At 49.5% G+C, this 14421-nt stretch carries 12 protein-coding genes, 1 tRNA gene and 2 rRNA genes; 10 read left to right on the forward strand and 5 right to left on the reverse strand.

The features are described 5' to 3' along the window. The first annotated feature begins 99 nt into the window (after positions 1–99). The 3 genes from FIV46_RS00020 to FIV46_RS00030 all read left to right on the forward strand — a co-directional run bounded on the left by FIV46_RS00020 (position 100) and on the right by FIV46_RS00030 (position 3571). A 23S ribosomal RNA gene (locus FIV46_RS00020) occupies positions 100–2844 on the forward strand. Between the two features lie 125 nt (positions 2845–2969). Further along, positions 2970–3084: ribosomal RNA gene (rrf, locus tag FIV46_RS00025) — 5S ribosomal RNA — on the forward strand. A 410-nt stretch (positions 3085–3494) separates the two neighbouring features. Further along, positions 3495–3571: transfer RNA gene (locus tag FIV46_RS00030), tRNA-Met, on the forward strand. Here the strand turns inward: FIV46_RS00030 and FIV46_RS18375 are convergent. After that, entirely contained in the window at positions 3528–5300 is a 1773-nt protein-coding gene (locus FIV46_RS18375; RefSeq protein WP_342780394.1) for a recombinase family protein, read from the reverse strand. The genes FIV46_RS00030 and FIV46_RS18375 overlap by 44 nt on opposite strands. Positions 5301–5821: 521 nt before the next feature. After that, complete coding sequence (locus FIV46_RS00040) at positions 5822–6688, reverse strand: helix-turn-helix transcriptional regulator (protein WP_181162986.1); 867 nt, start codon at positions 6686–6688, stop codon at positions 5822–5824. Between the two features lie 451 nt (positions 6689–7139). On the opposite strand from FIV46_RS00040, the gene FIV46_RS00045 reads away from it, so the two are divergent. Continuing rightward, positions 7140–7382, forward strand: a complete 243-nt coding sequence (locus FIV46_RS00045) for a helix-turn-helix domain-containing protein (protein WP_139937761.1) — start codon at positions 7140–7142, stop codon at positions 7380–7382. Positions 7383–7415: 33 nt separating this feature from the next. Here FIV46_RS00045 and FIV46_RS00050 read toward each other — a convergent pair whose 3' ends face one another. After that, on the reverse strand, positions 7416–7793 hold the full coding sequence (locus FIV46_RS00050; RefSeq protein ID WP_139937762.1) for a hypothetical protein: 378 nt from the start codon (positions 7791–7793) through the stop codon (positions 7416–7418). A gap of 244 nt (positions 7794–8037) precedes the next feature. Continuing rightward, positions 8038–8451: a hypothetical protein gene (locus FIV46_RS00055; protein WP_139937763.1), complete on the reverse strand. Its 414-nt coding sequence runs from the start codon at positions 8449–8451 to the stop codon at positions 8038–8040. Between the two features lie 114 nt (positions 8452–8565). On the opposite strand from FIV46_RS00055, the gene FIV46_RS00060 reads away from it, so the two are divergent. Genes FIV46_RS00060 through FIV46_RS00075 form a run of 4 tightly spaced genes read left to right on the forward strand, consistent with a single transcriptional unit; the run spans position 8566 to position 10711 of the window. Beyond that, positions 8566–8799 (forward strand): hypothetical protein, encoded by a 234-nt coding sequence (locus tag FIV46_RS00060; protein WP_139937764.1) that lies wholly within the window; start codon positions 8566–8568, stop codon positions 8797–8799. Positions 8800–8838: 39 nt separating this feature from the next. After that, on the forward strand, positions 8839–9960 hold the full coding sequence (locus tag FIV46_RS00065) for a hypothetical protein (RefSeq protein ID WP_139937765.1): 1122 nt from the start codon (positions 8839–8841) through the stop codon (positions 9958–9960). Further along, complete coding sequence (locus FIV46_RS00070; protein ID WP_139937766.1) at positions 9923–10258, forward strand: STAS-like domain-containing protein; 336 nt, start codon at positions 9923–9925, stop codon at positions 10256–10258. Before FIV46_RS00065 ends, FIV46_RS00070 begins: the two co-directional genes overlap by 38 nt. A 3-nt stretch (positions 10259–10261) precedes the next feature. After that, a complete protein-coding gene (locus tag FIV46_RS00075) occupies positions 10262–10711 on the forward strand; it encodes a hypothetical protein (protein ID WP_139937767.1) in 450 nt (149 codons plus the stop codon). 92 nt (positions 10712–10803) lie between these two features. Here the strand turns inward: FIV46_RS00075 and FIV46_RS00080 are convergent, their stop codons facing one another. Continuing rightward, the gene (locus tag FIV46_RS00080; protein WP_139937768.1) at positions 10804–11475 is read right to left on the reverse strand and encodes a hypothetical protein; all 672 of its coding nucleotides are present in this window, start codon (positions 11473–11475) and stop codon (positions 10804–10806) included. 1374 nt (positions 11476–12849) lie between these two features. On the opposite strand from FIV46_RS00080, the gene FIV46_RS00085 reads away from it, so the two are divergent. Together FIV46_RS00085 and FIV46_RS00090 are read left to right on the forward strand one after the other, a co-directional pair. Beyond that, the gene (locus tag FIV46_RS00085) at positions 12850–13524 is read left to right on the forward strand and encodes a cupin domain-containing protein (protein ID WP_219845801.1); all 675 of its coding nucleotides are present in this window, start codon (positions 12850–12852) and stop codon (positions 13522–13524) included. 295 nt (positions 13525–13819) lie between these two features. Continuing rightward, positions 13820–14421: aldehyde dehydrogenase family protein (locus FIV46_RS00090; RefSeq protein ID WP_139937769.1), on the forward strand; the 602-nt coding region annotated here is incomplete at its 3' end.

The following is a 14421-nucleotide window of genomic DNA, read 5'->3' on the forward strand; positions in this document are numbered from 1 at the left end:
TCCCCCACCCTGGAAGACGAGGTTTTAGTTCAGCATCCTGCCGAGATGGATGCTGGATGGGATTTGATTTTACGATCTGATCTCTGTACATGGCGGTGATCTCAAGTATGACAAGAGCATATGGTGGATGCCTTGGCGCATAGAGGCGATGAAGGACGTGTTACGCTGCGATAAGCGTTGGGGAGCTGCGAAAAAGCTTTGATCCGACGATTTCCGAATGGGGAAACCCACCCTTCGGGGTATCCTTACCTGAATACATAGGGTAAGGAGGCGAACCCGGCGAACTGAAACATCTAAGTAGCCGGAGGAAAGGACATCAACCGAGACTTCCCTAGTAGTGGCGAGCGAACGGGAACCAGGCCAGTGGCTGTAGATTAAAAACCGGAACATTCTGGAAAGGATGGCCGTAGTGGGTGATAGCCCCGTACGGGTAAGTTAATTTACAGTCCTCGAGTAGGGCGGGACACGTGAAATCCTGTCTGAACGTGGGGGGACCACCCTCCAAGCCTAAGTACTCCTATGCGACCGATAGTGAACAAGTACCGTGAGGGAAAGGTGAAAAGCACCCCGATAAGGGGAGTGAAACAGACCCTGAAACCGTATGCTTACAAGCAGTCGGAGCACGCAAGTGTGACGGCGTACCTTTTGTATAATGGGCCAACGACTTAATATAACATGCAAGCTTAAGCCGATAGGTGTAGGCGCAGCGAAAGCGAGTCTTAATAGGGCGACTGAGTATGTTGTATTAGACCCGAAACCGAGTGATCTAGTTATGGGCAGGTTGAAGGTGCGGTAACACGCACTGGAGGACCGAACTCACCTATGTTGAAAAATGGGGAGATGACCTGTGACTAGGGGTGAAAGGCCAATCAAACTCGGAGATAGCTGGTTCTCCGCGAAATCTATTTAGGTAGAGCGTTGAATGAATACCGCCGGGGGTAGAGCACTGGATGGATGCGGGGGGCGCGAGCCTTACCAATTCTAACCAAACTCCGAATACCGGTGAGTACTATTCAGCAGACACACCACGGGTGCTAAGGTCCGTGGTGGAGAGGGAAACAGCCCTGACCAACAGCTAAGGTCCCCAAATCATGTCTAAGTGGGAAAGCAAGTGAGAAGGCCAAAACAACCAGGAGGTTGGCTTAGAAGCAGCCACCCTTTAAAGAAAGCGTAACAGCTCACTGGTCTAATAGCCATCTCGCAGCGAAGATGTAACGGGGCTCAAGACATGTACCGAAGCTTTGGATTTGATACTTTGTATCAAGTGGTAGCGGAGCGTTCTGTAAGCCTGCGAAGGGTGACCCGCGAGGGCGCCTGGAGGTATCAGAAGTGCGAATGTTGGCATGAGTAGCGATAAAGAGTGTGAGAGACACTCTCGCCGAAAGTCCAAGGGTTCCTGCGTAAAGCTAATCTGCGCAGGGTTAGCCGGTCCCTAAGGCGAGGCCGAAAGGCGTAGTCGATGGGAACTCAGTTTAATATTACTGGGCCTGATGAGATGTGACGGATGGTGTAAGTTGTTCCTCCTTACTGGATTGGAGGGGCTGCGAAACTGTTCCAGGAAATAGCCTCATCATATAGACCGTACCCGAAACCGACACAGGTGGACAGGTAGAGCATACCAAGGCGCTTGAGAGAACTATGTTGAAGGAACTCGGCAAATTGCCTCCGTAACTTCGGGAGAAGGAGGCCCTCCATGAAGGCAACTTTTTGGAGGGGGCACAGACCAGGGGGTGGCGACTGTTTACTAAAAACACAGGGCTCTGCGAAGTCGCAAGACGACGTATAGGGTCTGACGCCTGCCCGGTGCCGGAAGGTTAAAAGGAGGTGTGAGAGCACTGAATTGAAGCCCCGGTAAACGGCGGCCGTAACTATAACGGTCCTAAGGTAGCGAAATTCCTTGTCGGGTAAGTTCCGACCTGCACGAATGGCGTAACGACTTCCCCACTGTCTCCAACATAGACTCAGCGAAATTGACTTGCCCGTGAAGATGCGGGCTACCCGCGGTTAGACGGAAAGACCCCGTGCACCTTTACTACAGCTTCAGAATGATAATGGATATGTTATGTGTAGGATAGGTGGGAGACTTTGAAACCGGTGCGCCAGTTCCGGTGGAGTCGTTGGTGAAATACCACCCTTAACCTGTCTATTATCTAACCGCGCCCCGTGAACCCGGGGCCGGGACCTTCTGTGGTGGGTAGTTTGACTGGGGCGGTCGCCTCCCAAAGAGTAACGGAGGCGCGCGATGGTAGGCTCAGGCTGGTCGGAAATCAGCTGTGAGAGTGCAATGGCATAAGCCTGCCTGACTGCGAGACTGACAAGTCGAGCAGAGACGAAAGTCGGTCATAGTGATCCGGTGGTCCCGTGTGGAAGGGCCATCGCTCAACGGATAAAAGGTACGCCGGGGATAACAGGCTGATACTGCCCAAGAGCTCATATCGACGGCAGTGTTTGGCACCTCGATGTCGGCTCATCTCATCCTGGGGCTGGAGCAGGTCCCAAGGGTATGGCTGTTCGCCATTTAAAGAGGTACGTGAGCTGGGTTTAGAACGTCGTGAGACAGTTCGGTCCCTATCTGCCGTGGGCGCAGGAGAATTGAGAGGAGCTGTCCCTAGTACGAGAGGACCGGGATGGACGCACCTCTGGTGGACCTGTTGTGGCGCCAGCCGCATTGCAGGGTAGCTATGTGCGGAAGGGATAACCGCTGAAAGCATCTAAGCGGGAAGCCCCCCTCAAGATAAGTTCTCCCTTGAGAGCCGTGGAAGACCACCACGTTGATAGGCCGGATGTGGAAGTGTGGTAACACATGAAGCTGACCGGTACTAATTACTCAATAGACTTGAATATCCCGTCATGAACAGAGATGAGATCTGTAAAAGATCCCGTTCATGCGCGCTCATGCAAAACTTATCATTGGCCTCAAAAAGGCCAAATCAAAACGGAATATAAAACAAACCCATGTTTTTAATTGACCTGGTGATCTTGACGCCTGTGTCCCACCCGGCTCCATCCCGAACCCGGAAGTGAAACCAGGTTGTGCCGATGGTACTTCGTCTTAAGGCGCGGAAGAGTAGGTCGTCGCCAGGTCTATTAAAAACATGAGTTTAAAATACAAACCCATTCATAATGTCAGAAAATCATCGCGCTCAAGTAGCCGCTAGGCGATAGCGCATGAAAAAGACAGCGGCCCATAAAGCCGCTTTTTTTTGTAGGTTGATTATCTCTCGCGGCAGGCTCGCTTACGCTCACGCCTCCGAGGGGGCGCCGAAAAGTCGGCGGCGGTCAGTCGACCGCTCTGGAGTATACACTCCAGCCGTCCGTAGGACGGAAAGGCCAAGCGGCCGTCGCGCACGTTTGCGCGGAAGCCAAGGCCGGAGGCCGCACGGCGCTTGAGTGCCAATAAAGTTTACCGCGGGGTCGAGCATGCCCCAGCCTCGGGTCCCCCGAGGCGGAATTAAAAATGCCGGGCTGCACTGCGCAGCCTTGAACTAACTTGACGCGGGGTGGAGCAGCCCGGTAGCTCGTCAGGCTCATAACCTGAAGGTCGCAGGTTCAAATCCTGCCCCCGCAACCAACGGAAGTTGACGCCGCCCGGATCTATCCGAGGCGGCGTTGCTTTTTGTGGAGCCACCGCTTCCTTTTTGGGCCCCAGCCTTCTCTTTAGGCTCCACAAAGTGCAGGATTCCGGCCAGATCCCCGACAAGCTCAATGCCCAAGCCCTCTCCTTCCGGCACAAGCCTTACCGCCTCAATCAGACTGCGCAGGGTCTGCGACGCCTGCGCCCTCAGGTCTGGTTCATTGAGAGTCTTCATCAGATCGTCCAGCTTCCTGGCATAGGTCTTTGCCATGTTGGGATGAAGCAGGGGAGCCGGTTCTTTGGCTTCTGAAATCTCCCTTTCAATCTCTTCCTGTCGGGCCTCCATAGCCTGCATCTCGGAAACGATGGCTTTGGCAGGCCCGCCGTCTTTGAGTGCCTGGAGGAGTTTTTTGATCTCCTGCTCAATCTTGACCAGTTCCGCCTTTTGGGCGGTCTGACCGGCAGTGACTTCGCGTCTCATCCGGTTCAGTTCTTCGGTATATTCTTTACAGAATTCCGCAAAATAGGCTGGTTCCATAAGATGGTGTTTGAGACCGTCGAGGACGATCTCTTCCAGTTGGTCGCGCCGGATGGAGTGTGTGTTGTCACAGGTGCCTTTGTTACGCCTGTTGGAACAGGCGAGATGGGTTTTGCTGAACATGCTGAAACCGCCGCCGCAGGTCCCACACTTGAGAAGTCCGGAGAATAGATATTGCGGCCTCTTATAGCGGCCCAGTTCATTGTCCGCCTGCAGGGGCTTGCGATGCTTGAGGGCGCCCTGCTGCTCCTTGACCTTGTCCCAGAGGGTCTGGTCGATGATCCGGAGGTCGGGCACCTCCTGGATGACCCAGTCCTGTTCCGGGTTCAGGCGTGAAATCCTTTTACCCGTGTCCGGATCCTTGATATAGCGAAGGCGGTTCCAGACCAGTCGCCCAATATAAAGCTCATTGTTGATGATGCCCGTGCCCCGTTCCCGGTTGCCATTGATGGTGCTTTGGCCCCACCCGGAGCCTCTGGGGCCGGGCACGCCTTCCTCATTCAGCGCCTTGGCGATCGCGCGGGGGGAGTGACCGGCGGCAAAGTCTTTAAAGATGCGGCGAACGACAGCGGCTTCCCGCTCGTTGATGGTCCTCTCGCCGGTGATCTTCTCTCCGTCAGGGGAAAAACTTTTGATGACGTCATAGCCAAAGGTGCGCCCGCCACCGGACTTGCCCTGTTCGACGCGTCCCCGCAAGCCGCGCCGGGTTTTATCGGCGAGGTCTTTGAGGTAAAGCGCGTTCATGGTGCCCTTGAGGCCGATATGCAGGTTGTTCACTTCGCCCTCGGAGAGGGTGATGATGCGCACATCGGCAAAGCTCATGCGTTTATAGAGCCCGGCGATATCTTCCTGGTCGCGGGACAAGCGGTCCAGAGCCTCGGTCAGGATGATGGAGAAGTTGCCCTTCACCGCGTCTTCCATCAGGGCCTGGATGCCGGGGCGCATCAGGCTGGCCCCGCTCATGGCGCTGTCCTGATAGGTCTTGGTAATGGTCCAGCCCTGCTGCGCGGTCAGTTCCCTGCACAGACGGATCTGGTCTTCAATGGAGGCTTCTCTCTGGTTGTCGGAAGAATAGCGGGCGTAAATGGCGACTTTAATGGGAGTGGGGTTGTTAGGAGTCATGGTCAGTCTCAATATGATCAGGAAAAAGATAAAGCTGGGTGCCGACGGGGAGGTCGTCGGATGCATGTTTGCTTTGGGGATTTGGTTCGGTCTCTGGTGAAGGCAATGTCGCGGACCCAGCCTCGGCTGTATCCGCAAGCAAACTTGTCGCTGAAACCTGCTCAGATCCTTTGAGGGGAGGTTGCCCCGCAACCGTCAAGTTGTCAGCATTATCATTGGCGGTCTGGCCGTCAATCAGGTCCCGCACAGCGGCCCGGGCAATCAGACGGGCCAGGCTCAGCAGTCTGGGGTCCGGCGGACTGCCGGAGACACTACCGTTGTCATTGGCGTGCGGATAGGCCTTAAACCTTATGGGAAGCTCTTTCCTGCTCATAATCCATAAAGTAGACGCCGCAACCAAAGCCCCGTCAAGGGTCGTGGGCGGGGCGTATATTATATCATTGTATCTGCAACGCATCCTAAATACCTCTTAAGAAACCCAAAGATATCTCCCGATATCCAGCGATCAAAAATTCTACCCCCGAAAAAACATCAAAAAAATTACAGGATTCTGCACCCGCAACCACAGAAAAGACGGGAGAACCCTGTCAACCTGTATGGTCATACAGGGTCGCTCTCGCCGAGTCTCCGGTCCCTCGACCTGAGGAACAGTCTTTGCAAGGGCAGGGGATCAGCCCTTCCTGTATGGCTTTATAGATGGCCCCGTGTGTGGTTTTACTGTTCAGCGCCTTACGGGCAGCAGCAAGGTGCTGGTTAATGGTGTGCACACTCCGCTCTGTGGTGTGGGCGATTTGCTGGATGGTCAGGTCTTGCTGAGCAATCCGGCTGATATCCATCAGCGGCTGCAGCTGAAGCTTGATCTCCTTCCTCTCTCCTCCCGCCCGGAAATGTTCCGGGAACTTCCGCAGGCCGAAGCTCACCGAAATCTCGGCCACCAGCTGGATGGCTTCCGGATGTTTGCGCAGCTTCTTGAGAAAATCCGGGGCGATATCCTCTGAGGTGAGGCTGAACAGGTAGCGTTCATTACCGGATACGATAGGAATATGATAGAACTCATAAAACCCGTGGCCCTTGTAGAGGATGGACAAATCCTGGTTCCGGGTCATCTCCCGGGTCTGTACAGGCGCGGCCGACATATAATCCTCGATCCTGGACCTGAGGATGGGGTGTCGTGAGCCATTGGCGTATGAGATGGCATAATCCACCCGCTCAAAGTTCCCCTGCTCATAGGCGCTCTGAAGGGCTTTAGGGAGATTGTGAATGATCAGCCGGGGATGAGGGCATAGTGCCATCAAAGAAAAGGTGGGAAAACCCAGCTTCTCCAGAATGCTGGCCAGCCGGTCGCGGAACTGTTCCGGTGACGTGGTAGGATAAAGGCTCTTGTAACAGGCCGCTTCGAAGCTCTTGAATTCCCGGGTGGAATAAGACGGTGGGTTCTTTGGAGCTCGTGGCAATCTCTCGGATTGCCTGCCAGGAACCTCTCCTGTCAACTCCCGAAAGGCAGACAAGGTGTCAATGTCGAATGGGTCTGACTCCAGCATGGTCTTGGCCTCCTGTTGCCGACGCCAAGGACAATCCCTGGCGCCGGGGGCTTCAAACCACGCACTAGTCGTGTGGGCTGTATTCCTCCGGAGAGTGTTCTATTCCAGCACCACCCCCGACATGAGAGAAACTCATATCCGGACAGGAGTCATCATAGGGGGGTCTATAACGACTTCCCAGGACAATTGCCACTCAAAATCGGGAGTGGGCCGACTAGTGTACGACGGTTTGAAACGTCACTGCTAGAAAACTCGCAGCACAACTATAGTAACATATAGGAGCATCAACACAACCAAATAATACCCCAATTTGGGGTACTCTATATTGGGGTATTATTCTCGTCTTCCCATTGGAAGGCATCCCATGAAAAAGTCTGTTTTTACCAAGAAATATAAGAAGCTCAGAGAGCTTCTCGTGCAATATCGCGATGAAGCTAATGTGTCCCAGGTTGAGTTGGCCAAAAGGCTGGGCACACGGCAGACATTTATCTCCAAATGTGAGCTAGGGGAACGGCGAGTTGATGTTGTCGAGATGATGTTGATTGCCGATGCTCTCGGGATCGATCCGGTTGATGTGATCAAAGAGCTCAAAAAAGTAAGCGATTAAGTTAAATCCATGAAGTGCCTGGATTACCAACAGCTATACAAGTTTGCAGATGAAAGCTATCCAGAACACCATGCTCAACGTGGCAGTCAATGCCCCGACGAACGTCGTGCGAGGGAGCTTTGCCCAAAACTCCTTCGGACGACGGAAACCCAACTCCTCAATCCTAGGCCCCCAGGTTTCATCATAGTGAACCACATAATTATAGCTCGCCCACTGGACAGACGTCCAAAACACCGATAGTACCAGCCCCATATAACCAACATACGATGCATTCTTAATTGAAATAGCAGCTACCACCATCGCAGCATTTAAGGCAGAAAAGGCCGTAAATCTTAACCAGAAATTATTTTGCTCAGCAACTACGATCGTAGTCATAAGTTCAAGCTCATTGGTCACTTTGTTTTCGCTCATCCTCTTGTTTCCCCTCTAAACCGAATATTTGCTCAGACAGTGTCTCTATTGTCCGTTTACAATATTCCATTGGGATATGCGCCTCAAATTTCGATGATCGTGCTGCCAGCGAGTAGCGCGCCTAAATTTGCGCATGCCTTCAAAATGAGGCATATTACTGATACAAAATACTCGCAGATAAACTAATGTCGCATACTGATGTTCACAGCTTAATTTTAGCAGCTATTGTATTGGCTCAGAAAAATCAAATCACAGCCCAACGAGCTGAAAAATAGGCCCCCATAAGAACTATCAAATTCCCAACTAGATAAAGATTATAGGGACCACGATCATAATTTGGAGCATAGTTCCAACGATGAATTGTTTTAAATCCCAACCAAAAACCTATCATGGTCGTTTGATCATTTATTATCAACAGAGGATAGGCCAGCATCTCAGCAAAACCGATGACATATGACAACCAAAAGTCTGCTGGAATTGACTTCCTATCAGCTGTTTCCCCTCCAACACCTTTAAAAATTAGCCAAAACTCACCTTTTATTTCCTGCCTAATTCCTTCAACGTAACAGCGTATTAGACGAGGCAAAAGGGGAACAATAGCCGCAAATGCAACGAAGATGCATGGGGATGAAACCTGTTGGGTAATTAAAGTAGACATCCTAAATGTAGTTCCCTGAGAAGGTCACCTAGTCACAAAGAGACGAATCATATATTTATACCATAGGTAGTATTTTACTCAATAAACAAGCGTTATCACCCTTGGAGACAGGGAATGATTGAAGAGAAGGAATTAGACCTCGCTATAAAGATCTATGAAGATACCCGAGCGGAAATGAGGCTAAGAATAGAACTAAGGGATAAGCAGCTTGCTCAATATCTGTTCGCTACAATAGCCTTTATTGGCGTTTCTTTGGGCCTTCCAAATACAATTGAGCTCGACACAAAAATCTTAGTTTGTTGTGTTATGCTAGTTTCCCAAAGACACAAACAACGACTTGAGCGCTAACCCTTTGGATATGGTCGTTTGCAGCAACAAGGATAATCAGTGAAAAAGAAAAAAATCGCTTGGCATCTATGGATGGAAAAGCGATCTGCTAGACTCAACAAAAGGCGCATCAAGTCGAAAGAGAAACTCAGAACGAAGCGCATTACTGGAGGATACTCCAGTGAGCCATCAAAACGTGTGGAAGGTAAAACTTGCTATTTCAAACTCCCACATTCAATGGACTTGAATCAGCATTATAGACCTACAATGGAGTTTCTAAATGAATTCATGGATGAGTATCTGGATCACAACCGGAAAATACACTTAGATTTTTCCAACCTCTGTGAGATATCACCTGCGGCAGCCTTAGTGCTTGTATCGGAATTAGATCGATGGAGTATCCTCAGAAATTTCCGGCCAAAAGTGGCACGAATGAAACATTGGGATTCCAGGATACGAAACCGCCTTTCCCAGATGGGTTTCTTCAAGATTTTGGATGTAGTGAACCCTCCCAAATCCCGTGACAACGTTGATGATGACAACATTATCTATATCCCCTTTTGGAGCAACAAGTTTGTGGTTGGGACTTTGATCAAAGAGATGAGGGAAGCGTTAGAAGAACTCACTGGACCTCTGCCTGATCTAGGCCTCTATACTGCGCTTATTGAAGCCATGGCCAACAGCGTTCAACACGCTTATCCACAAGAGCTAATTGATTCCAGGAGACACCTTTACCGAAGATGGTGGATGTCTGGTTCATACGATAGAAGCATAAGCAAACTCACAGTTACATTCTTTGACCAAGGAGTAGGTATTCCTAACACAATTGAAAACAAATACCCCATTGAAACGATACTTTCATTTCTCGATAAGGTGGGCATTCATGACAACGATGCCTCCAGAATACGAGCTGCTATGGAACTTGGTAGATCTCAAACCGGCCAAACCCATCGAGGAAAAGGACTTCCTCAAATGAGGTGGATCATTGACAATAATAAGGATAAGATGGGTAAGATCAGAGTTGTAAGTAACAAAGGGGAGTATATATATAGGTACGATGGTCAAGAGCAAACTCAATCTCATGCTCGGTCAATAAACGGCACACTCATTCAGTGGACCTTCACTCTAGGTAGAAACGCAGAAAATGACGAACAATACCAAATTGATTTCCATCAAGAATGACTTCAGTATCGCACCTGGAGGGCGATTAAGAAGCGATGGCCCTGATAGCGGAGAAGAGTTCAGGGAAGACCTTCTCGAACCACTTGTTCAGGAATATGAAAAGCTAAAGATCGACCTTGATGGTGTGGAAGGCTATGGATCCTCCTTCTTAGAGGAAGCTTTTGGGGGACTTGTTCGAGCTAACATATTACCCTACGAGACTATAAAAAACCGTATAGAACTTGTCACCCAGGACGACTTCCTTAAAGTTGAAATTCAGAGCTACATGGAAGATGCCAACAAAGCAGCCAACTCATAGACTATGGACACTCTTGGATTTGGTTTTTCTGATATTATAACCTCAATCGTAACGATGCTGGGCACCTACACGCTGACCAAGCGGAGCGAGCTTGAGAAACGAATTGAGCAAACTATAGCGCTCGTTGATAAGCTTGAAGAACGTGCCTGTGAGTATTGGACAGGTGAAACCGATGAGTGCACACGACAAATTGCAGAAACATACATAAAATCGGACTTTTCTGAGCTAAACAGACTGATACAGCACATGGATGAAGAGTTCTTTCTTTATAAGATCAATGAGGCTCTAATTAGTCCTTCAAATGCTGCATCAATCCTCGAATTAAAAAAAAGTGCTACTTCCTATCCCTTTGAGACTAAGGACTGGGCGGTGGACCACGAACGTATCCACAACATTAGACGGCATTCCAGCAATGTAAAAAAGATGATAAGAAGCGGCCGGCGTGGCCCCTGAGGCGCCCATTTATCCGACTAAGGTGCAGCCTTCATATACCTGCACAATAGACCCCCCTTTTTAAGATTATCAGTATTCACGACACCTGGTGGTTAATCCTTTACCGGACCAAACATCTCGGTTTTGATCAAGGCATTCCATACATTCTTTAGCGCTTGTCCGGTTTCTTGATTTAAAAACAGTGATGACCGACTACCATGCGGCGCTCCCAAGAAATATGGCCTCATTGTTTCCCATGTTTCAGCAAGTTCGGCTGTCCGCCAGCACGGCACTTCTTGCTCCAACATTAATGGTATAGCTAATGATTTAGGTATCGTGCGATCCTGTAGCAAAGGCCTATGCCAGTCACAGTAAACCAAAATTGGTGTTGTACGATCAGCATAGAATGGTACTTTCAGAATCTCTGTTTTGATTGTCGCTATTTCATCAAATCCAGTGTTAAACGCTTCCACAGAATCCACAACCCTTTGTCCGTCATCATAAGGACATGTGACAAACCCATTCACAAACAAAATCGTATGATCTAGTCCTGCATAGCCCCCTCTTTCCTCTGGAAAGACGATCGGGCTTCTTTGATCCTGATTTTGCGCGACTAATGGATGCCACGACGGGTAGCTCTCTACAACCGGCCCACACCTCTCCACAATCCTTTGAAGCTCCGCTAGACTTCGTTCCCTTTGCTCTTCTGTAAAATCCATCGGTATTAGGTAACGCTCTGCTCGTGCGTACCCTCTCGATTGTTCTTCATCAGCTCTAAAAATCATGTGTTATAAGCTCTCATATTCTATTAAAATCACGCATAGTATAACATAAATATGCATAATTGTCAAGTTTTATGCATATTTTTATTTATTTATGAATAACGTGAGGCAATTCCTTGAGTCTAACATCTGTATGCACTCTATTACAGGGCACAAGGGATTTCTCCCTATCCCTTTTTTTTGTCCGAAAATCTCCCAGGCACGGACTCATACTGCAACGAGTAAAGGATCCCACCTAGTCCTGATCCTTTACCCGTTTCTCCCTTAAAATCTGATTTCCAGAGGAAGCTGGATATCTTTCCCCGGCTTCCTCTTCACTTCCCACTTTCCCCTAAAACAGGGAAAAGCGAATACAGCCACACCCCATGCACCTCCGGATGAATACACTCCGGTGCGAAATAGATACTAAGCATTTGGGATGCTTTTAACTTTTAAGTATTCGCCTCCGGCTTCTCTGTATTCGCTTTATTTTCCGGGTTTTTCTTAACGCCTTGATCGGAAAGTTGTTTGCGGGTTGAAGCGCGAATACAAATTCACCCCTTTCTGTATTCGTTCGTTTTCCTCAATTTGGTCTTGTCCATTTTGTTAAGAAAAGGCGGTTGCGTGACCAGCCCAACATGAATGCGGAAATATAAATCACGATAATATATCCTCTGTACAGACAGCAATCTGTGCTATCGTAGAGCCGTAGCTTAAACAGCTGCCGGGCCTCCACTCTAAGTTCGATCCCCCCAAGCGAATAATTGTGGAGGCCTACATTCATCTCAGTTTTTGAACTGGCATCTGGGTTGAGTGAAAATGCAGTGAAAGCGTGCAAAACTCCTGGAAAGGTCATGACCCGTAAAAGGGCCTAAAACATCCCTCACGCCCCGTGAAAAATCCTTATAGAATAAGGTGGTATCGCATCAAAGCTACGCTTACTTTTATCTTGCAACGCGCCCCTCACTCCACGCCCTGCATCTCACACTAACTTCAGGAATACTACGCCTTTCCCATGCCCCGCACTAAAATAGCTTACGCCCCGCAACCAGATGTCACAAAACAAGAATAATGGTTGCAGATGATTTGGTCATTTGGGGCTATCTCTGCTTGCCAGGGGGTAGCAGACGGGTGACGTGTCGTCTGTTTTGATGGGGATGTTTCTTCGAAACTTAGGAGGAGATACATAAGAATGGCCCCGAAAGTCGGGGCCGGAATGAAGATCCGATCCAGGGTAGGGAAAAGGCTTTGTTTCCACCATGGTAAATATGAGTCTGCCAGTGCCTTTTGGTTGCACCAACATCCTTTTTAGGAAGTCCAAAATTCCGCCCAGACTTCTGAAAGTCATAAAATTCCGAGGTTGAGCCGTAAAGCGTGTTGCAGAATTTCAGGCGTGTTATGCATTTCGAGATTATAAGTCCTTCTTATTCATGCATGAATTTTATTGGATTCCTGTGTCTCGGGGTTTGGGATAAAATCCGATCATTGTATTTTGAATTTGACTTCAAATCTACCAGGGAAGGTGAAAAGTTGGACATCGGGAAGCGTCTGAAAGAAATCCGGTTAGCTAGAAATTTATCGCAGCGGGAGCTTGCAAAAAGAACAGGTGTCGCGAATGCAAGCATATCTCAAATAGAGTCTAACCATCTAAACCCAACAGTAGGCGCTCTGAAAAGAATTCTGGATGGCATCCCTATCAGCCTCTCCGAATTTTTCAGTGAGGGGGATATAGAGGATAAACAGATTTTCTTCGCAGCAGAAGAGCTCGCAGAAATCGGGGAGAGAGGCATATCCTTCCGACAAGTCGGCGCCAACCTGAACAACAGAGCTATCCAGTTTCTGCACGAAAAATACAAGCCTGGAGCGACAACCGGCAAAACGGCAATTAGTCATGAAGGGGAGGAGTGCGGTATGGTTTTGAAGGGCAAGATTCAGATCGAGGTTGGAGATCAAAAGAAAATATTGGGGCCAGGGGATGCTTATTATTTTTCCAGCAGCATGCCGCACAGGTTTAAGAACGTGGGTTCTGAAGAATGTGAAATAGTCAGCGCCTGCACTCCGCCGACATTCTGATTCTCAACGAAAGACCAGAATGTTTGCTATAGTGAACGCTTTCTGCTCGTCATTTATGTTTTTCAAGGGGTTATATTAGATAAAATAACGTCTTGTTTCGCTCGAGACAAATTTCCTACAGTTTCATGCAGTTGATATTTTATGTGTTAGGAAAATGACCTGTGAGTAAAAAAGGTACAAAATACAGACGCCTCTGCCCTGTCTCCTCCACTGATCATAACAAAACAGAAAATTGATTTTGTTGTGAATACGCTGGATGGAATTCTGGCAACAATATGATTTAGGAAACAGAAAAATGAAAGAACTGGAATTTTTGGCCGATTATCTCGGCCAGGAAACAGGATTGCTCGTGCTTAATCCTGTGGATGACAGCGAACTTGCGGTTGTCCGCGACTGGACGGTCACAGAGGTGGAAGCCGCTGTGGAGAAGGCGGAAACGGCCTTTGGCGACTGGTCAAAACGTACCGCCAAGGAGCGGTCGGCGGTGCTCACACGCTGGTATAATTTGATAATGGAGCATCAGGAGATGCTGGCCCGGATCATCACGGCGGAGTGCGGCAAACCGCTGGCCGAAGCGTGGGGCGAAGTGGCTTACGGTGCCAGCTTTATCGAATGGTTCGCCGAGGAAGGTAAACGGCTTTATGGCGACATGATCCCGGCCCCGGGAGCGGACAAGCGGATCATGGTGCTCAAGCAGCCGATCGGTGTGGTGAGCGCCATCACGCCCTGGAACTTTCCCAATGCCATGATCACCCGCAAGGTGGCCCCTGCGCTGGCGGCGGGCTGTACCGCTATAGTAAAGCCGGCGGAAGCGACACCGCTGTCGGCGCTGGCGCTGCAAAAACTGGCGCTGGAAGCAGGCCTGCCGGAAGATTGCCTGCAGATTGTCACTACCAC

The sequence above is a fragment of the Emcibacter nanhaiensis genome, from assembly GCF_006385175.1.
Classification (GTDB): Bacteria; Pseudomonadota; Alphaproteobacteria; order Sphingomonadales; family Emcibacteraceae; genus Emcibacter; species Emcibacter nanhaiensis.